Origin of the sequence: Westiellopsis prolifica IICB1 (assembly GCF_004323185.1) — a bacterium.
Lineage (GTDB): Bacteria > Cyanobacteriota > Cyanobacteriia > Cyanobacteriales > Nostocaceae > Pelatocladus > Pelatocladus prolificus_A.
Window position 1 is genome coordinate 1230757 of record NZ_NAPS01000002.1, and the last position, 19889, is coordinate 1250645.

Annotated in this window: 22 protein-coding genes; 12 read left to right on the plus strand and 10 right to left on the minus strand. The window is 39.1% G+C overall.

Annotation, left to right across the window (positions count from 1 at the left end; translation table 11 throughout):
• Positions 1-199: 199 nt before the first annotated feature.
• The 3 genes from serS to B4U84_RS19595 form a co-directional block, all read right to left on the minus strand.
• The gene (gene serS / locus B4U84_RS19585; protein WP_131120199.1) at positions 200-1480 is read right to left on the minus strand and encodes a serine--tRNA ligase; all 1281 of its coding nucleotides are present in this window, start codon (positions 1478-1480) and stop codon (positions 200-202) included.
• 219 nt (positions 1481-1699) lie between these two features.
• Positions 1700-1918, minus strand: coding sequence for a hypothetical protein (locus B4U84_RS19590; protein ID WP_017310828.1), 219 nt, complete (start codon positions 1916-1918; stop codon positions 1700-1702).
• A gap of 300 nt (positions 1919-2218) precedes the next feature.
• Positions 2219-2788, minus strand: coding sequence for a DUF3611 family protein (locus B4U84_RS19595; protein WP_017310829.1), 570 nt, complete (start codon positions 2786-2788; stop codon positions 2219-2221).
• Positions 2789-3495: 707 nt separating this feature from the next.
• Between B4U84_RS19595 and B4U84_RS19600 the strand changes: the two genes are divergently transcribed.
• Complete coding sequence (locus tag B4U84_RS19600; RefSeq protein ID WP_017310830.1) at positions 3496-3843, plus strand: PadR family transcriptional regulator; 348 nt, start codon at positions 3496-3498, stop codon at positions 3841-3843.
• Positions 3844-3906: 63 nt separating this feature from the next.
• Positions 3907-4434, plus strand: a complete 528-nt coding sequence (locus B4U84_RS19605) for a cofactor assembly of complex C subunit B (RefSeq protein WP_131120201.1) — start codon at positions 3907-3909, stop codon at positions 4432-4434.
• Positions 4435-5223: 789 nt separating this feature from the next.
• Here the strand turns inward: B4U84_RS19605 and B4U84_RS19610 are convergent.
• Positions 5224-5541, minus strand: coding sequence for a DUF3155 domain-containing protein (locus B4U84_RS19610; RefSeq protein WP_026081913.1), 318 nt, complete (start codon positions 5539-5541; stop codon positions 5224-5226).
• Between the two features lie 305 nt (positions 5542-5846).
• Between B4U84_RS19610 and B4U84_RS19615 the strand changes: the two genes are divergently transcribed.
• The gene (locus B4U84_RS19615) at positions 5847-7160 is read left to right on the plus strand and encodes a GAF domain-containing sensor histidine kinase (RefSeq protein WP_017310833.1); all 1314 of its coding nucleotides are present in this window, start codon (positions 5847-5849) and stop codon (positions 7158-7160) included.
• A 146-nt stretch (positions 7161-7306) separates the two neighbouring features.
• Positions 7307-7810, plus strand: coding sequence for a 2TM domain-containing protein (locus B4U84_RS19620; RefSeq protein ID WP_017310834.1), 504 nt, complete (start codon positions 7307-7309; stop codon positions 7808-7810).
• 176 nt (positions 7811-7986) lie between these two features.
• Here B4U84_RS19620 and B4U84_RS19625 read toward each other — a convergent pair whose 3' ends face one another.
• Entirely contained in the window at positions 7987-8784 is a 798-nt protein-coding gene (locus B4U84_RS19625) for a DUF1868 domain-containing protein (RefSeq protein ID WP_131120203.1), read from the minus strand.
• Positions 8785-8930: 146 nt separating this feature from the next.
• On the opposite strand from B4U84_RS19625, the gene holA reads away from it, so the two are divergent.
• Together holA and B4U84_RS19635 are read left to right on the plus strand one after the other, a co-directional pair.
• The gene (gene holA / locus B4U84_RS19630) at positions 8931-9920 is read left to right on the plus strand and encodes a DNA polymerase III subunit delta (protein WP_131120205.1); all 990 of its coding nucleotides are present in this window, start codon (positions 8931-8933) and stop codon (positions 9918-9920) included.
• A gap of 110 nt (positions 9921-10030) precedes the next feature.
• Positions 10031-10507, plus strand: a complete 477-nt coding sequence (locus tag B4U84_RS19635) for a DUF4168 domain-containing protein (RefSeq protein WP_044447044.1) — start codon at positions 10031-10033, stop codon at positions 10505-10507.
• Positions 10508-10531: 24 nt separating this feature from the next.
• Here B4U84_RS19635 and B4U84_RS19640 read toward each other — a convergent pair whose 3' ends face one another.
• On the minus strand, positions 10532-11158 hold the full coding sequence (locus B4U84_RS19640; protein ID WP_044447042.1) for a helix-turn-helix transcriptional regulator: 627 nt from the start codon (positions 11156-11158) through the stop codon (positions 10532-10534).
• 553 nt (positions 11159-11711) lie between these two features.
• On the opposite strand from B4U84_RS19640, the gene B4U84_RS19645 reads away from it, so the two are divergent.
• A complete protein-coding gene (locus tag B4U84_RS19645; protein ID WP_017310839.1) occupies positions 11712-12071 on the plus strand; it encodes a DUF6464 family protein in 360 nt (119 codons plus the stop codon).
• Between the two features lie 69 nt (positions 12072-12140).
• Here the strand turns inward: B4U84_RS19645 and fmt are convergent, their stop codons facing one another.
• Positions 12141-13148: a methionyl-tRNA formyltransferase gene (gene fmt, locus B4U84_RS19650; protein WP_131120207.1), complete on the minus strand. Its 1008-nt coding sequence runs from the start codon at positions 13146-13148 to the stop codon at positions 12141-12143.
• 1371 nt (positions 13149-14519) lie between these two features.
• Between fmt and B4U84_RS19655 the strand changes: the two genes are divergently transcribed.
• The 5 genes from B4U84_RS19655 (at position 14520) to B4U84_RS19675 (ending at position 18384) form a co-directional block, all read left to right on the plus strand.
• A complete protein-coding gene (locus B4U84_RS19655) occupies positions 14520-15758 on the plus strand; it encodes a hypothetical protein (protein ID WP_131121012.1) in 1239 nt (412 codons plus the stop codon).
• 269 nt (positions 15759-16027) lie between these two features.
• The gene (sipA, locus tag B4U84_RS19660) at positions 16028-16273 is read left to right on the plus strand and encodes a regulatory protein SipA (RefSeq protein ID WP_017310842.1); all 246 of its coding nucleotides are present in this window, start codon (positions 16028-16030) and stop codon (positions 16271-16273) included.
• Between the two features lie 38 nt (positions 16274-16311).
• Positions 16312-16869 (plus strand): peroxiredoxin, encoded by a 558-nt coding sequence (locus B4U84_RS19665; protein WP_044447037.1) that lies wholly within the window; start codon positions 16312-16314, stop codon positions 16867-16869.
• Between the two features lie 216 nt (positions 16870-17085).
• Positions 17086-17571 carry a hypothetical protein gene (locus B4U84_RS19670; protein WP_017310844.1) on the plus strand — a complete coding sequence of 162 codons (486 nt, stop codon included), beginning with the start codon at positions 17086-17088 and terminating at the stop codon, positions 17569-17571.
• Positions 17572-18195: 624 nt separating this feature from the next.
• Positions 18196-18384 (plus strand): DUF2949 domain-containing protein, encoded by a 189-nt coding sequence (locus B4U84_RS19675; RefSeq protein ID WP_131120209.1) that lies wholly within the window; start codon positions 18196-18198, stop codon positions 18382-18384.
• A gap of 124 nt (positions 18385-18508) precedes the next feature.
• Here B4U84_RS19675 and B4U84_RS30705 read toward each other — a convergent pair whose 3' ends face one another.
• The 3 genes from B4U84_RS30705 to B4U84_RS19685 all read right to left on the minus strand — a co-directional run bounded on the left by B4U84_RS30705 (position 18509) and on the right by B4U84_RS19685 (position 19881).
• Complete coding sequence (locus B4U84_RS30705; RefSeq protein WP_017310846.1) at positions 18509-18682, minus strand: hypothetical protein; 174 nt, start codon at positions 18680-18682, stop codon at positions 18509-18511.
• 75 nt (positions 18683-18757) lie between these two features.
• Entirely contained in the window at positions 18758-19312 is a 555-nt protein-coding gene (locus B4U84_RS19680) for an Hsp20/alpha crystallin family protein (protein WP_044447036.1), read from the minus strand.
• Positions 19313-19500: 188 nt separating this feature from the next.
• Positions 19501-19881, minus strand: coding sequence for a response regulator (locus tag B4U84_RS19685; protein ID WP_017310848.1), 381 nt, complete (start codon positions 19879-19881; stop codon positions 19501-19503).
• Positions 19882-19889 lie beyond the last annotated feature (8 nt).

The window sequence follows — 19889 nt, forward strand, 5'->3', positions numbered from 1 at the left end:
CTCGCGCACGAGTCTTTGATTCTCGCCGATGAGTCTTTAATACTGCTGGGTTAAGGATTTTTCGTCATATTTTTGGCGTTGTACCAGACGCGATATATCGCGTCTCTACATGATTTAAAATCAATTGGCGGCCTAACCCATCATGATTTACGATGCGTTACGCTGTCGCTAACACACCCTACTAATTACGAACCAAAAATCACAAAACTTCCCGTCCCAAATAAGGCTGTAGGACTTCTGGTATCTTCACCGTACCATCTTCTTGTTGATAATTCTCCAAAATAGCCGCCATTGTTCGTCCCACAGCTAACCCGGAACCATTGAGGGTATGGACTAACTGTGTTCCTTTCTTACCAGCTTCTTTAAAACGAATATCAGCCCGTCGTGCTTGGAAGTCTACAAAATTAGAACAACTGGAAATTTCCCGATATTTCCCAGACGAAGGAAGCCAAACTTCTAAGTCATAGGTTTTGGCAGAATGGAATCCTATATCCCCAGTGCATAAATTAATGACTCGATAAGGCAACTTTAAAGCTTGTAAAATTGCTTCTGCATCACCAACTAATTTTTCTAGTTCCTCAAAAGAAGTGCTGGGATGGACAAATTTCACCAACTCTACTTTATTAAATTGGTGCAGCCGAATTAATCCCCGCATATCCCGCCCATAACTCCCAGCTTCACGGCGAAAACAGGGAGTGTAAGCACAGTGATAAATAGGTAAATCTTCTCCAGCGAGAATTTCACCGCGATAAAGGTTGGTGACGGGTACTTCTGCTGTGGGGATAAGCCACAAATCGTCATCAGCGCATTTAAAGCTTTCTTCCGCAAACTTGGGTAGTTGTCCGGTAGCTGTCAGTGAAGCACTATTAACTAAAAACGGAGGAATAACTTCTACATATCCTGCTGCTGTTTGGCGATTCAGCATAAAAGAAATTAATGCTCTCTCTAGTGCTGCTCCAGCCCCAATCAAGGTCACAAAGCGACTTTGGGCAATTTTCACAGCCCGTTCGGCGTTGAGAATACCCAACTTTTCCCCAATTTCCCAGTGCGGGATAATATTCGCGTTTTGCGGAATGTACTCATCACCCCAGCGCCGCACTTCCACGTTTTCTTCTTCATTCTTCCCTATGGGTGTGGTGTCACTGGGTAAATTAGGGAGTGCAAGTACTAGTTCTTGGATTTTGGCTATGATTTCTTTTTCCTGCGGTTCCAGTTCGCTTAATATGGCTTTAACAGAGTTACCCTCATCCCGCAAGGCTTGAATTTCTGGGTCTTGAGGATTTGTCCCAGATTTAATCTTTTGTCCAACCAGCTTACCAATTTCATTACTACGCGCTTGAAGTTGGCTACGCTTACCCTCCAATTCACGTTGTTGTTTATTTAAATCTACTATCGGCTGAATATCATAGTTACTACCACGAGTATTCAACCTCTGTTGTACAAATTGTGGATTTTCCCGTATTTGCTTAATATCCAGCACAGATTTTTCTCAGTTTTTAGTATAAGAATAAGTAATTTGCCAAAATTTTGCCCCAGCATTACCGCCGGGGCTATCACACTGCAATTTGTTTTAGGCATTTCCAGGGCAATTTTCCAATAATTATATCGGTTCTACCAATATTTTGATTATTTTAATAGTGCGATCGCTTAACTATTTCTTAAATATCGCTAAATAATAAAAATTATATATTTCTTAAGATTATTTTTCTTGTTGGTTGGCTTTAGGTTGGCTGAAATTCTCTTCTTGAGTACTAGAAGGAGAAGGTAGCCAATAGGCTAGCACAGTGCTTAAACCACTCCAATACAGTGTCTGATTTTCTTTAGTTTTATCGTTGACAAGCTGGAAAGTACAAAGACCAATCATTACTGTACTGAAAAGAAACTGTATCCCAAATCTCCAAGTTTGTAATTCTCTCATCGTGTTAGACCTCCAATTTCTAATATCACCTCATTGGCTTAACTTGTATCAGTCCCTGGTAAGATGCTTGTGTCAGGAACATGTATTAGTCTCCACAGCCCACAGAAATGATTCCGGAAATGAGCGATTCGATTTAAGATTTTAGATTTTGGATTTTGGATTTTAGAGTTGGAATTGACTTTTTTGTCTCCCTGCTCTCCCAGACGCGATGAATCGCGTCTCTACATTACTCCCCACACTACCCGCTCTCCCCGCTCTCCCCGCTCTCCCCGCTCTTCCCAGTCTCCCCACACTCTTCATCTAACGAGTAATGCGATTGAGTAGCCAAATTGACCCTACAAGTCCAGCGAAGTGAGCAGAGACAGTATTAGTGTTTGCTTGCACCACAAGCATATCTAGACCACTAATAATGCGGTTGGGGTCAAACAATTGTGTAGTAATTGCTTGGGGAGATATAGACCTTGCTACCAGAGTACCAACAATCGCCTGCGCTCCTAACAAAGTCAACAGCATTCCGACTAAATTTACTAATAGCCCTAACCGCAAGACTTGGACTGTTTCTAGTTTGCTGGGGTGATTACTCGGATTAGAAGATAACAGTTGTCTGCCAATACGGGTGTAGCGGAAAGCTAAATATACACCTACACCCAAGGTAACTAGTCCACAAACTGCCAGAAATACACCAAATCCATTACCTGGGTTATTACTCGGACTACCAGGTCTTTGACTAAAAACACCATATAACAGCACAATAATTGTAGAAACTACGCCTAGCACTAGCTGAATCCAAAAGCTAATCCAACCAACGAGGCGAAAGATTTTGGCAATTTCTTGACGACGAGAGGAAGATGATTGAGAGTCTACTGACATAGTGATTACCTATGTGCTGGAGGGCTTGATTAATTGATAAATTAACTATGACACTTAATACCATTGTGATTGGTAAATGTTGACTGGATGAGCTTTTGGGTTATCTATCTGTCGCAATTTTTGTTCAAACAGGGATATAAACAATAGCCTTTAAGTATGCCAAGTCTAAAAATTCAGTAGACTATGGGACTTGGAATGTGTCAAGAGCTGCAAGGGTTGAAAATTATAGATATTAACTTATGCTTGATATTTAAAGATTTATACTGGTGCGATCGCTGTAAAAAAAGTGTTTATTAAGTTTTACAGAAAAATTTGCAATTAACCTTTAAAATTGCTAAGGCAACAATTTATGCTTAAACAGTCCTCACACGCTCGGCATCACTTAACACAAAGATAATGGTCAAACCGAAACCGTTGTCTGTTTGCTCCTCACCACACTGACTAGAGCTTGAGGCAAAAAGGAGTGCATGATTTTGCACTTCTCAAGCTGGCGCATCAATCAGGCGCTGTCACTGGAATTTATTTCTGGTGCTGAAAGTGCCGTCCCTACGCTTACAAACTTGGGTTAATGATTTTATTGTGTGCGCTTGCTAATTTCGCCTAAGTAGCGTTATATACTTACCCAAGTAGGGGGGTAGCACTATATACTCACAAAAAAGATTGTAGGCTTAACCCTTGGGCATTGTTTTAGCAATTCTTCACTAACCATGAAACTTGAGGATATATATCAATTCTTTGAGAATCCTCCGCCAACTTACCTTTGTCAAGAACTAGCAGTTTGTTACATCTTGTACGTTTTATTACAAGGGGAGTCTTACGGAACCGAGTTAATCCAACGCTTAGAAACTGAATATCCCAACTATCGCCTTTCGGATACAGTACTTTACAGTGCGATTAAGTTTCTCGAAGACAACAAGGCAATCACAGGATATTGGAAAAAACTTGAAGGACGCGGACGTCCCCGGCGGATGTACCAAGTTTCTTACGAGTGGACTCCACAAGCACAAGATTTAGCTCGTCTTTGGCAACAGTACATAAATGGGAGGACAAATTAACGAATACACTGATAATGAATAATGAATAAGTCCCCTCCAATCAAACAGTAAAAACTCACTATTATGGATACCGCTATCCTGCCATCCACGTTGATGCTTACTTTGTTATTATCGGTCGGATTATTTTTCTTTATCCGTGCCTCTACTAAAGACCGTACAGAAGTAGCACAACTGGTATCTGAACAAGACGAAGCTACTTTAATGTCTCAATTAAGGGAGTATTTTCGAGCGCGGTCTTACCGGGTGGCAGCGGTAGACCCAGAACAAAACCAAGTGATTTTTGAAGGCAATGTTCGTCCCAGTTGGTTTTTAGCCATATTTTTGACCGTGCTAGCTGCTACTGGTATTCTTTGTCTATCACTGGTTTTGTCACAACTTTTTCCTAGCCTGAGTGTTTTTTTTCTAGGGATGGTATTACTATCGCCTTTGGTCGGAATTTACTACTGGAAAAAAGCTAAAAAACTTGAGAAGGTGTCGCTGAAGGTAGAAACAACCGAGAGCGAATCACCATCCTCAAGTACTATTACTGTTACTGCCCATCGAGATGAACTAATTGAGTTAAAAAGGGTATTAAAGCTAAAAACTAGCTAACAACCGCTAGTTGCAGTTACCATTTCCAAATCACAAAATTCTGATTTTTGACCAATCATAAAAACTCGCGGTAAGTGTGGAAACCCATAGCCTTTAGGCATGGGAGGAAACACGACGCGGCACTTTTAAGTGTCTTAAATATTTACACCATTACACGGGGGTTACTTAATCCCGTGTAGCTTTGCAATCTACTTTCGTCCGGGCAGTTACGAACTGAAATTTTTCGCCCTGTACGCATAACGAGGCGAATCTTGGAAAAAGAAGGAGGCTTGTTCCCTTGATTACTCGAACGACCCACTAATAAATCAGGGGGTTTTAAGCCTCCCTCTTTTTCTTTAGCCAAATGCGATAACCGTTCTGCACGCGATGTGCCTCCCAAAAGGGGTAATGTTAGCCTTGACAATGTTATTGGTCGGTACTATCCGAAAGATACTGGCTTAACCAAATAAACCTGTTTAATCTTTCAGTTCTAGAGCAGGGAACTGGCTACGCATTCCCTGGTAGGTCTTTAACTCTCGCCAATAACGTAGTACGCAAAGTACTTAGTCGGCTCAACTGCGAGCTAGAAGCCCATCAGCTTTAGCCATGGGTCGTTGACTTGTTATCTAAATATAATCCTACAAATACAAAGATCTGACAGGATTTGATTCGTCTTATTCAGAGTGCTAAAGTTGACTGGCAAATTAGCCTAAAATTAAAAAAAAATTAAATTTTTAGATATCTTGAGCATTTTGCCAGTTAATAAAAGTCAAAAGCCACAATCACAATCTACAAATCGCCTTGAATTTTTTAGCGACTAACCAAGGCTATCGATTCTTGAACTGGAGAAGGTTCCAAGGTTCTTAGACTTGGGAATAGGAAATGGTTCTCTTCTACATACTGAGCACCAAATAAACCTTTTTCAGCCCAAAAATACCGATCTGTTGTATGTTCGTTGCGCTTTACGAGCAGCAAAGCGGGTGGCAATATCCCTTCAGCTTGAATAAATTTTCTGGCTGCTGTCACAGGTTTCTCTTCGCCACTTTCAATGCTATATTGGGGCACATGCTCTAAGATACGCCGTCCTTCTTGCCGACGACGGCTTTTCCGCTTTCGTCTCCTTGCCAACCTTTTTTCCTCCTCTTCAAAGCTACAGATTGTAGTTATAGCTACAAAATCCGTCGTCATTATAAAAGTTCTAGTTCAAAAGATCAACAGTTTTTAAACTTTTGATACAAAAAACATAATTTATTTTAAAGTAGATAAATTATTTAGGTAAGTATTTATAAACTGTATTGTTGGTTGGTGCTTACTCACCTTCTGCCTTGAGACCAATGTCATTAGTTGCAAAATATAGTTAAGCTTTGTTACATATAGAACTCACACTTTGTCCTCGTATTTATTTTGTCCCGATTGTGAGCAAGAGCTAAAAAATGTTAATGTCTGCCAGTTCGGAGTTTATTGATCTGTGTCGAGAGCAAATGGCCTTACTAGTCCAAGGGCTAGGAGCGTCTTTGAGTGTCGTATATTTAACACAAGAATTGGTAGAGGCTCCAACAAGTGAAGCGAAATTAATTCCACTGGTGGTTTATCCGGAAACGGCGGTTGGAGTTCAACATGCAAATGCTTTAGCATTGCCAAAACTGAATCACAAGTTATTGACAGCAGCAAAAGATTTTCCTACCCCATTAAATGCTGAGACCGAAGATAGAACTTCAAAAAATCCACACGAGGAGTATCTATTAAGCGGCGACAAAATAGTTTTACCTCTGGTTTATAAAGATGTAGTCATGGGGTTACTAGTGACAGCCAGAGAAGACAGGACATGGAATGAACAGGAGCGCGATCGCATAGAAAGTATAGCTAGAACACTGGCTATTGCCTGTATTTTAGATCAACGACGCACATGGTTGGAGATGCAATTGCATCAACAACAAATCCTCCAAGAAAAACAGCAGGATTTACTAGATAATCTCTTGCATCAATTTCGTAATCCTCTGACAGCATTGCGAACCTTTGGAAAGCTGCTTCTCAAACGACTGCGACCAGGAGATCCTAACCGAGAAGTAGCAGAAAGTATAGTGCGAGAGAGCGATCGCCTACAAGAATTATTGAAGAAATTTGATGAAGTGATTGATTTTGGAGTAGAAAATTTAGCACCTTTAAAACTACCAGAACAACAAGAAATATTTGTAGAAGCAACTGTAGAGAAAGAACACAAACCAGCATTATTATTACCAGGAACAGGAGAAAAAGAAGCAGATTGCTACATAGCTGAAATCTTGCAACCATTATTAGTTTCAGCACAAGCAATAGCCCAAGAACGTAACCTACAACTTACAACAAATATTCCATCTCATTTACCGTTAGTACACGCTAATCGTAAGGCATTAACAGAAGTATTTAGTAACATCATTGATAATGCTTTAAAATACACTCCTGCGGGCGGCAAGATATTAATAGAAGCCGGACAACAAAAAGACAATTTGCAAGGAGTTGCAATTACAGATACAGGTCCCGGTATTCCAGTCCAAGATTTGGAACATCTGGGTGAACGTCGTTACCGGGGTGTACAAGCTCAAACTACAATTCCTGGAACAGGGTTAGGAATAGCTATTGCTAAACAACTAATAGAACAAATGCAGGGAGAAATTGAAGTAAAAAGCCCTGCTTTAAACTCAGCTATTACATCACCTCAAACACCAGGAACTACTTTTATTGTGTGGTTACCAATTGCTGATAGATAGTGGTAAACTACCCACAAATTACAAACAATCAACCGTAGATTTGCTAATCTAATGATATTGGCAAGTGCGTTGCTGGCGATCGCACAAGTGGCTAACTGTTAGTAAATAGAGAAACTTATATACAAAGTAATAACAGAGACATTCTTATGACAGCACCAGAAGATCAACTCTCTCGTTTCTACACTCAAGAAGATATACAGAAAATTCTACATTTGGCGATCGCCCGCCAAGCGAAAGACCAAGAAAAAGAATTTTCCTATGAACAACTCTTAGAAATTGCTGGAGAATTAGAAATTCCCCCAGAAACCCTGCAATTAGCAGAACGTGATTGGCAAGTTACCCAAGGAGAAATACAGCAAAGGCAAGCTTTTAACAATTATCGCATCGGGAGATTTAAAAAGCGCTTTGGTAAATTTTCCATTGTCAATGGTGTGTTGCTTTTAGTTGATTTAGTAGGTGGTGCTGGTCTATCTTGGTCACTGTATATTTTGCTATTTTGGGGACTGGGTGTAGCCCTTGATGCTTGGAACACCTTTCAAACTAAAGGCGAAGATTACGAAATCGCTTTCCAAAAATGGTATCGCCAGAATCAGGTTAAACAAACTATTAACAGAGTTGTCAATAAACTCCTTAACGCATGGCAGAGTTAGAAGAAGAGGAAGAGAGACTTATCAGTTATCAGTTATCAGTTATCAAATTAAACTGTTAACTGTTAACTGTTAACTGATTCATACCCAATACCAATGACCAATGACACTTGACCAATAACCAATTGTACAGACGCGATTCATCGCGTCTCTAATGACCAATGACACTTGACCAATGATTAACTAAAATTTAAAGCAGGCCAATCTACTTGGCGATAATAACGAGTCATATCGTCAAACTTTCGCAATTCCGCAAGACTGATCAGAAATTCTGGTGTATTTAATAACCATTGTTGATTCAACTGTGAAAATAGGTTAGCAAGGCGAGCGCGATCTAAATTTGGTGAAACTTCGCCAAAATAGCCTAAAGTTACGTGGGCGGTAAAGTGATACTGCTGTTCGATGCCTAAAGTCATGATGTTAGGATTTTGATAAATTGCTCGACGAAAATTAATGATCTCTTCGTAAGAATTTTGATCTTGGGGTACTAAACAAACAGCTACAGCCCTTGTCATTACCATAAGTCCTAGCATTTGCCAACGAATGGGGTTAACAACACGTTTTGTCAAAGATCTTTGATATTGCTGAAAAATTTCAGCAAAGCAAGAACGCAACTGTTGTTCGTAGTCAGGATTTTTTTCACAAGCATCACGAAAAGCACTATCCCAAATCAAATCTGCCAAAGTTAAATGGAAGCTACCAGGGGGTACGGGTACAATCAGATTATTACCAATCGGTAACTGCAAAAGTTCCTCTTGATAACTCTGCAATTGAGCGTAGAAATTAGAGTTTTGTGTTTCTTCTTGGTGGGGCGGGGTAATAACTGTATAACCTGGAAAACCCACAGCTTGTCTATTGCCATTTTGTGTCAGCTGAAATTTGGAAGATTCCAGGATATGCTGGACTTGAGTTCCATAGGCTTCTGGTAGTGTCATCCGTGCTACCCGATTGAGGTAGGTTTGATAATTATCGTCCACGTTTCATATCCTCGCACTCTGTCCTTGATTTTAATTTGTTAGTGGTTGATTGTTGATTGTTGGTTGTTGGTCAATTGTCAATGTTTACCCTTCACATCCTCTTTTTAAATTTTTAATATTTAATTTTTCATAACAGGAGGTTTCTCATGCCAATTCATGTTTACTGGGGTGAGGACGATTTTGCTATCGAAAAAGCAGTTGCACTTTTACGCGATCGCGTCCTTGATTCTTCATGGACGAGTTTTAACTACACTACCCTTTCGCCAGATCAAACTGATAGTGCGATCGTTGGGTTAAATCTAGTGATGACACCACCTTTTGGTGCTGGTGGCCGCTTGGTATGGCTTGTCAATACAACTATTTGCCAACACTGTCCAGATAATGTCTTATCAGAATTAGGACGTACTTTACCAGTAATTCCCGAAGATTCATTTTTATTACTGACTAGCCGTAATAAACCTGATGAACGGCTCAAGTCTACTAAACTTTTAAAACAATTTGCTGCTGAATATCGAGAATTCTCGTTAATTCCGCCTTGGAAAACAGAACTATTGGTACAATCTGTTCAGACTACTGCTCAAGTTGTGGGTGTAAAATTAACTTCTCAAGCAGCAGAAATTTTAGCAGAAGCTGTAGGCAACGATACACGACTACTATACAATGAGTTAGAGAAAATACAGCTTTATGCTGGTGGTAGTAACAAACCACAAGATATAGATGTTATTACTCAGCTAGTTAGAAATACTAATCAGAATAGCTTACAACTAGCAGCAGCTATGAAAGCCGGAGATACAGCCAAAGCTTTAGCTATATTGGCTAATCTCATCAATGCTTGTGAACCCTCTTTACGGATCATTGCGACACTGATTGGTCAATTTCGTACCTGGTTATGGGTAAAAATCATGGTCGAAAGTGGTGAACGCGACCCACAAGCGATCGCCAAAGCAGCTGAAGTCAGCAACCCCAAGCGTATTTACTTTTTACAACAAGAAGTTAAATCTCTTTCTGTGCAACAACTAATTGACTGTTTACCCCTATTACTAGAATTAGAAGTAAGCCTCAAACAAGGGGCAGTAGAAATGTTAGTACTCCAGACAAAAATTATCGAAATTTGTCAGTTATGTCAAAGAAAATGAGAAAAAATCTGAATGTAGCCGAAATTGAGTTTTTTTTTGGAACTTCTCTTTGATAAAATTATTCATTCTAATTAACATAATGATATTTGTAGTTGTTTTGAACACAGCAAATGAACAGACTATATCAACTATTGTGTCGCCCTAAGCTAACTCAAATGGTTTATCAAAGTGTGTTTTTTCGCTCTTTGACCATAGCTAGTTTTTTCTCTACAGTTTTGATATTTAGCTCAACAGCTAATGCCCAAAATTCTCCACTCAATAATAAAGATATACTTAACTACTCTAGATCTTTATTACGCATCGAACCAGAACGACAACAAGCTTTTGATGAAATAAAGAAAATTATTGGTGATCGAGAAATTCCTAAGATTGTTTGCAGTGAACCCACTAGCTTCACCTCTCTACCATCCCAAGCTAAAGATATAGCAGTCAATTACTGCAATCGTTCCCAGCAAATCGTTGAATCCAATGGTCTTAGCATTGATGAATTCAACAAGATTACTCTCCAACTACAAAATAATGATGACTTAAAACGACAGATTTACAATAATTTAATCCGTTTACAAAAAAGACCTAATGAGCAATAGGAAAAAGTTACTGATATTTTATATTTATATACTATATAGAGTGCTTTGATAAAATTGGCTTTCTAAGAAATTTTGCCGTCGTTTGGCATGAATATTCTTCATATGTTTTTTAACAGTGTTAATACTTATGTAAAGATAAGCTGCAATTTCTTTATAACTATAATTAGCTCTATATAGACACCAAATATCAGTTTCTCGCTGTGTGAGATGATATTGAGCAACTTCTGCGATCGCTAAGTTTCTCATTGATTCATAACGATTTTCAATTGTAACTAAAAAACCAGAACGTTTGCATTTAGTTAAATCAAGCCATCTCACACGGACTCGAAAAATTTTTGTCTGATTAAGTGAAATTTCATCAGATAAAAAAAATACTTTATTAAGCGATTGATGATTGCGGTTGACAAGTAACAACTCACAAAGATGCCAAATTGCTTGTGGTAATTTGTGGTGTTCATAGCTATCTTGTTTCAGTTGATTAAAAATATGATGTGCTGATGCATTAGCATAAATAAGTTCACCCACTTCACTAATAATTAGTAATCCATCTTGTAAACATTCCATAACTTCTTGTAAGAAATCTGTTTGCTGACAATAATGGTATTTAAGATAATCTTTTGAATTTAGTAATAAATCTGTGAAAGCGGTCATAATAATTTAATAATTTATTTTCAAAATTGTCTGTTGAATTAATTTCAATAAAAAGTCAAAACTGGTTCATAGCCGCGCTGAAGCCCAGCTACAAACAAAAAAATGTGGCACAGATGAGATTTATTTAAGTCCCAAAATATCTTGGAAACCTATATTGATTTAAATTGACATAATTTAAATACAAATCTTTGATTCCTGATTTCGGATATATAGCAATCCTATATTATTTATGAGAATCGCAAAGCCTAGATACCTGACTTCTAGAGAGAAGTCGGAGATCTGGTCTCTCATGAATTATTTATAAATGCTATATGATTGAGATTCTAATCTTTGATTTTATACTTCATACATCATTGGTATCAGTTAATTGCTGATCCCTGACCCTTGGTGTCCACTTTCAAGACACGCAACATCCTGACGCATTTATCCAAATTAAAAGTATATTATTTTTTACATTTTTTTAGATAATCGTTAACTATAACATAAACTCCAGATGTTAGCGCCATTGAGTGCGTTACTATCCTAAATAATGTAAATCACATTACCAGAACTTATGGAGCTAGAAACTTTACCAACCGAGGTAATTCTGACGCATCCGCGTCAGTCCCTTGGAAGTGTGAAACTTGATTGGATACCCCAACCGGGAAATTATCTTGATATAGAAGGAAAAACCTATGCTGTTTTAGAACGTCGTCACCGTTATCAACTGAAGTCGGGGCGTTACCGTTTGTATAAAATAGCTTTGTATGTGCAATCTGCTAAACGACCAGAAGAAAAAAGCTGGTTGGATGGACGTTGGATTGTCGGCAATGCTAATTGCCGCTACAATGCTCATTCAGAAATTATTCGCTGTGCGGTTAATCCAGAAGGACCATGCGAATCTTGCCGCTACTATGAAATCAGCAATCAGTGATCAGTTAGTTATCAATTGGTAACTGTTTGCTGCTAAATAGTAACTAGTAACTGAATCAGGCTTCTGGCTTTATCCTTGAAGATTTTCAAACACTTCTCCTACTGTTAAACGCATACCATTGACAAAATCCCATCCTGACTGGGGACGTTTCCCAGCTAAGTGAACTTCTTGTATAATTAACAAACCATCTCCTGTTTGCGCGATCGCTCCTATCCCCTTGGCAATGCTTACTACTTCTCCTGGATTACCTGATATTGTTAATGAATTAGATTCTTTTTGGAGATATTCCTGAAGCTCCAATGGTAGTTCCTGCCAATAAGTAGAGTCAAGGGGAGCGGTTGCAGTAATTTTTATTGGTTGGTTGCGAAAGCTAGTGATACAGTTAGGGTAAAAGCCTCTGATTTGATTGTGTAATTGGATTGCGCTCTTTGACCAATCTAGTTGGTAATCTTCCTTTTTAATCAAAGGTGCATAGGTAGCCTCAGAATTATCTTGAGGAATTGGCTCAATTTCTGTCCGTTCTAAACCGAGCAAAGTTTCTACTAGTAAATTTGCACCTATTGCGGCTAATTTTTCCCCTAAATCTTGGGCATTATCTAATAAGTTGATTGGTGTAGTAGCTTTTAATAGCATGGCGCCAGTGTCCATACCCGCATCCATCAACATAGTTGTGATCCCTGTTTCTTTTTCCCCGTGATACAAACACCACTGAATTGGAGCTGCCCCCCGGTACTTGGGTAAAATCGAGCCATGTACATTCACACAACCTAATTTAGGCATATCCAAAATTTCTTGAGAGAGAATTTGCCCATAGGCGATGACTACAAATACATCTGCACCAATTTCTCTAAGTTGAGTGAGAGTTTCAGCATCTTTCTTGATTCGCTGGGGTTGCCATACTGGTAAACTGCGAGTAGTCGCAACATTTTTTACAGGTGAAGGTATTAGCTGGTTTCCTCTACCTCGGCGCTTATCAGGCTGGCTAACAACTGCTAATACCTCAAAATCTGGATGATTCAGCAATTTTTCTAGAGTCGGAACCGCAAATTGTGGAGTACCAAAAAATACAACTTTCATGCTTTATCAGTGGTCATTAGTAGACGCGATTAATTGCGTCTGTACAAATAGTCAATGGTCAATGGTCAATGGCCAATGGTCAATGGTCAATGGTCAATGGTTCTTTGTTAGTCCTCACACCAATGACAAATGACAAATGACGACCCCTACTTTAATTTGTGCCGATTGACTTAACTAGAGTTATAATATATTGACTGAGTATTCAATCAGTATAACTGTATTTGTTACAATCAAGCTCTACTGTTCGGCTTTGTCTACTAGCAAGCCAACCAGCATCTACCTAATAATCAAGATAAATTTTTATAAATTTTCGCCAAGTTTCTAGGTTAGGGTGTGTTACCAAAAAGGCTGTCAGCAAAAGATAATCTTGTTGCAGTTATTCTCAATATAGATTTCTTTTAGCTAGACTTGAGTCACTGACTCAACCCTAAAGGGATTGAGCTTGTAAATAACAAACTTCACAACGCAAGCAGCGACTAGCCCACTAAGCCTAATCCTGGTACGCACTTCCGAATACTTCCCCAGTTCGGATTATCTGCAAGACTGTTTGTTCAGTCGTTGGGAAAGCCAAGCCATCTTGGATTAGGTGGGCGAGGGGACTTAATATGGGTTTGCTGGTTACTGGGATTATATCCATTTAAAAACCAGCATTAACACATACGGCGATGTTCATATCGCCCGTGTCTCTTTCCTCTGGGCACTGAAAGTGACTGAGTTTCCCACATCCCGTGAGGTTCTATGACTTATGGCTTGAGTTTGTTTAATTTAAAACAATACTTAACCTTCTGCTGAATTTATCAGATCTGATAAGACATGGTCGTTATCAGTAACTTTTAATCTAGTAGAAAAAAATAGACAGGCTTAATCTGCCAATTTCAACCTACTCATTTTTGCTATCTCTAGTAGTCAATATCACAAATTAATTAAAAATTAACTAATGACTATAGAGGCAACCTCTAATTAGGATTTAGGATTTTGGACTGATCCCACAGCCCCTTCCCCTAAGACCCAATATGGGGAAATGAGGACTGGAAGTTAAGGGCTTGTACCATAAAAAAATTATCGGTGACAAGCATCAACTGCTCATGGGTCAGTGTTGTGCTAGTATATTTTGCTAGCTTGTATTGGCTTGTAATATTTTGTAAGAATTCTTACACAAGAATTTGTAAAATTATGACAAATTTTAGTGATTTATCTAGTGAATACAGTTAGTTTCCTGTTATACATATAATCGAAAGTCTGCTCCATAACTATACTGGCGTCACTTCTCACACAGCAACCGCCCTCTAGTAGAGTCAACCAATGCTTAAACATCTTTTGCTGTCAGGATGGTTTCGTGTACAACCATTCTTCAAGTATGTTGTCGTCTTGATGCTGATCGCGCCCCTAGTGGATGCATCTAGTCACTCTTCCTCCGCGCAATCACAAACAGCCAAAAGTACTTCGATGATGACGGAGTTAGCATCTGCTTCTGTCGAAACAGATGCTAGAAAAATATTTAATCAGAATCAAGTATCAAAACTAGCCAATATTGACTCTTTGGCAGGCAAACACCACTCCTTACAGTTGTCTATAGCTGCTGCTGATCCGCAAATATTAATAGTGGATAAAGTAGAGTCTTGGGCGGTAGAAGGTGACTCTCTATCGGTGTTCGAAATACCAGATAACCACTCATTGGCGGCGGTGGAACTCGCACCAGCAAAAGTACAACCAGATTCTGTATCTAAAGGGCTGTCTACTAGTCAAATCAGTTTAGTGGAAAAGTTAAAGGCTGCAAAACTACAGTCTTTAGATGGGGATAAAATTTATCTATCGATGGATCAGTCTAATAGTTCATCACCTCAAGCAGCTACGATACTAACTCCACATTACAAAGAATTACCTGTAGTTGAACAACCTGAGCAAGCACAACAAGAACAGCAAGATCCAATCGCCAGTCCGCATCCGATTCCTTGGAATTGGATCATGACTACACACCAAACTGTTAGTTCTAAAAAAGGTTCTGGAGTAAAGTATTATCGCAGTTTACCAGTAGTTTCCCCCGATGGTAGGTATGCTGCTTACAGCCGTGTTCAACTAGAAGTTAAACCAGAACTTTATAACAGCCGTGTTAGCAGTGTTTTGTTCTTAGAAGACAGACAAACTAAGCAATTGCGAGTGGTATCTTCCACTTCTCGCAACATGGATACTTTAATCAATGCAAAAGTTACCCATGATGCAAATGGCGAAGGGACTATTGGGGTACTAGTTCCCGTCAGTTGGTCCGAAAAAGGCGATCGCTTCCTTGCACGTAAATTTGAAGCTGTGTTTAATACCTCTGACGCTACAGACAGGGCGGTAATTTGGGATCGACAAAGCGATCGCACTAACACTATCTCTCCTGCTTATGATGAGCAAGAACATGAAAAAATTGCCGTACTCTTAGGCTGGAGTAAAACCCAACCGAATAAGATTCTATTCCGTACTGGTGAAATGGGCGAAGAAGAATGGCCCGTATTGGCAGTTTCTAATGATGGTAGTACAGCTATAGCTACAGATACAGATAAAGCAGTGACTTTTGGTGAAAAGGTCAAAGAAGTCTGGCCTGGTCCGCAAGTCGCTTATCGCTGAAAATACCTATAATCTTCCCCTCCTCACACAAAGGGGAGGTAGGAAGAAGAGGAAGGGGACAAGGGAGAGGTGGAGGACAAGAGGAAGGGATTTTATTGAGTGCAGGATTTGGGTTATTTATTTTTTGGAGTTTTCTCAGTAAAAATAATTGGTTAAATATATATATTGAGAATTATTATTAATTGTAAATTTATGCGCTCGCTCCCACAATGATCAATGATGAACTATGCTTTTTCATAATTCACCATTCATAATTCATCCATTTGATCATGTCTCAAGAATTTCCTATAGGTAGCAAAGTCCGCGTCATCGCCTTACCCCCCTACGTCAAAACAGCCGATCCCATGCCGATGTTACGTCCGCCTGATGTGATTCATATTGGCGAAGAAGGTGTGGTACTGGATCGCCGTCCTGCTGGATATTGGGGTGTTCGTTTTACGAAGGGGGCTTTTCTGATGGAAAGCCAATATATCGAAAGTGTAGAAACTAGCCAAGCTGAGAATAGCGACGAGTAATTGTAAACTTATGTTAAGTTGTGATTCTGGTCAACACAATGACTTCTCGCCGCCATTTTTTAACTATATTGTTCGCTAGTTGTTTTGCACTCATCAGTTGGTTAAATTTTGCCCCAGTAGCTAATGCTTTGGGTGGAAAGCTTCCCACTCTTAACCAACCTGCACCAGAGTTTTCTTTACCAACCAACTCTGGCGATGGTAAAATCTCCCTTTCTGATTATCGTGGTCAGTGGGTAGTTCTTTACTTTTATCCCAAAGACTTCACCCCAGGTTGTACTATAGAAGCCCGTCGGTTTCAGCAAGATTTACCCAAATATCTCGAAAAAAACGCACAAGTAATAGGTGTTAGTGCAGACGATATAAATTCTCATGCCGAATTTTGTGATTCCGAAGGACTAAAATTTCCTTTGTTGGCAGATACAACAGGCGCAGTCAGCAAAGCTTACGGCTCTTGGATGAGCTTTATTTCTGTGCGTCATACATTTATCATCGATCCCCAGGGTATTGTGCGAGACACTTTTGTCAAAGTTAATCCAGTCATTCATAGCCAAGAAGTACTAGCCCGATTGGAGGAGTTGCAACAAGCCACCTCCTAGCCCTCAAATAAATAGCTGGCTCATAGTTAAAGTCAGCTGAAAGCTGAGTGGTACGAACTTTTACCCTGAACTGATGTGATAGGGTTTGTAGTAGACGCGTAGAAAGATTCCACAGGGTCATTTCGCGTCTCCATACAACAATAAGTAGTTATTGATAATTAGCTTTAGACTTATTGGTAAGAGTCATTGCTCATTAGTTATTCTGGGGTAATAACTATGAATTTTAAAAGCGAAGTAAACCTTAAAGATAATACACAAAATTTAAATTTTTCTCAGGCCAGTATCAGCCGTAGACCATTGGAATTACTTAGGGATACCGAGGCTTGGCTACGGCGTCCAACTGTGGCAACATTAGTGCCAATACTACCACCAAAGTTAGGGGATAACTTACAAATCGCCTCTTCGATAGCAGAAGAATCATTACATGAATTAGCAGAAATCGATTTAGAGACGATCAGCGATTGGGAACTAAGACCTCTACGGATGCGGATTGGGTTAAGTTTTGTTGGATTTGGAGCGCTGATGACAGTTTTGCTGCTACTTTACCTCGATACTCTGTACTCACAATTAAGTCCAATTGAGCAGATCGGAAAATATTGGCATGAATATGTTTGGTTTGTTTGCTTAGGTGTAACCGGCATGTTTATTCTAGGTCGAGAGGCAATGCGTCCGATTAACAAACCTCGAAAATCAGGTAAATAAATTTGTGTAAAGCCAGGTTCAAGAATTTTTCTCGAACACCAGTAGCAATACTGCAAGGGATAGGATTTTTCGTCATATTTTTGGGGTTGTAGACGCGATACATCGCGTCTCTACATGATTTAAATGTCAATTAATTTATATTATCCGAGCAGTATTGACACCACTAGTGGTCCGCCACAGCAACTTTCCTGGGTTCGTAGTGAGCGCTTAAGCGCTCATAGAGGACTAAAGTCCTCACTACAAACCCTTCAAAGTTGATGCGACAAGTACTAGGTCATGCGCCTTATTGAAACTCCGACAACGGAAGCGCGTGGAATTCTTGGGCTAAGTTTCGTAAGTAGACTGAGCTTATGAGCCGCGCTGTTTACTAGCGGGCGAGTAGATTGTTTAGTCTGATAATATTTATCTAACTCACCTTATATGACTGCTAATAACAACATAGTTTACACGCCTCGCTGTTACTGATATTATTTTCTCAAAGTAAAAATTACTCCAACTGAGAACTTTATAAAGTTAAGTAAAGAAGATAGACAGTAGCTCTTGCAAACTTAAAGGATGTTAGAGCGCAAAGGCCAATTTTATAAACATAACCTCAACATATTGCCGTAAGGATAGGTGGCGAATATGGAACCGAGAAGACTTGCACAATTTCTTGATTTTTTGCAAGAAGATTTAGCAATTCCTAACGCTGACCTACAGTTAGCATTACGACATCCTGAGCAGACTCCCAGTTTGTTACCAATCATTCTGTGGCAATACGGACTGGTAACATTGAACCAGCTTGATCGTATTTTTGACTGGTTACAGGGGTAATTATTTGTTATTAGTTATTGGTCATTGGTTATTGGTCATTGGTAGAGGTTTTAGGGATGTTTATTTTTATTAACTATTCCAACCAATAACCACTAACCACTAACAACCAACAAATCACTAACTATTAATGTCTTCCCTTATCAATTTCTCCCTCAAATGGTTGTACACCTGTTTCTGGATAATTGTCATCTCTAGGAGTAAAAATTCTCACAAATCCACCGTAAATGAAACGAAAAACTTGCTGAGGAACTTCTATAATTTTCTGCCAAATATTGTTTTTGTTTGTTGTATTAGTCATACAATATTCTCCTAAATTATTGAAAAGTGTTGCAAAAGTTTTAACAAGATTACTGGGATACTTGTTAATTAGTGCTTAATTAGTCCCAACTTCAGCAGCAGCACGAGTATGCATAGTATCTTGTAAATGTTCTTGATGTTGACGTTCTTTTGTCATTGCTTCTCGCGCTGCTTCTTGCACGGTGAGATCGATTTTTACGACATTGCGTTTAGCTGCTTCGACTTTGGGAAGAGTAAGTGTCAAAACACCGTTTTTAAATTCAGCTTTGACTTGATCATTTTTGACAGGAACTGGTAAAGGTACTATCCGTTGAAACTGACCATAGCGGAATTCAGTTTTGAGAAAACCTTTATCTTGTTCTTGTTTTTCTTGTTGATATTCTCCAGCAATTGCAACTACATCTGTGCTGACTTCCACGTCTAAGTCTTTAGCTTCCATACCTGGAATTTCAGCTTTGAGAATCATGTCTGTTTCTGTTTCTTTTAATTCAATAGCTGGTGTCCAAGTTGTATTTAATTTTGGAAACAAATTTTCATGTTCTTGACCATGCATCCACTCATCAAGCAGATGATTGATTTGTTGACGTATAGTATCAATTTCTCTAAAAGGTTGCCAACGAATTATAGACATATCCTCTCCCCCTTTTATAACTAATAACTTTTTTGTTTCGAGCCAAGAAGACTTTGGGGATTAACCTTGTGATAGTTGGCTCTACTTTCAGAGTAGGAAAAGAATATGAGGAACTTGTGAAGATATTCAAGAATTACAAATGATGAATTACAAATTATAAATTATTGTTTATTTATGAAACATAATTACTATAGATTCCAACCCAAAGCTGACGCTACTTGAGGAGCTAATTCTAAAGGATTGAATGGTTTCGCGATCGCAGCTTTTATACCCAACTTCGCATAACGGCGACAGTCAGAAGCTTGAATCTTTGCAGTTAATAAAATCACCGGGATCGCTTTTGTTATTTGATTATTTTGTAGTTTTTCAAAAGTCGTCAGTCCATCCATATCTGGCATCATTACATCTAGCAGAATAGCATCTGGTTGGTCATTTTCGGCTTTGCTGATACCTTCTTTCCCAGAACCTGCTGTTAACACTTGCCAACCTGCTACTGTTTCTAAGCAAATTTTAGCAACTTCTTGAATATATTCTTCATTATCAATTACCAACACTTTTTTATTTGTCATTCTTACCA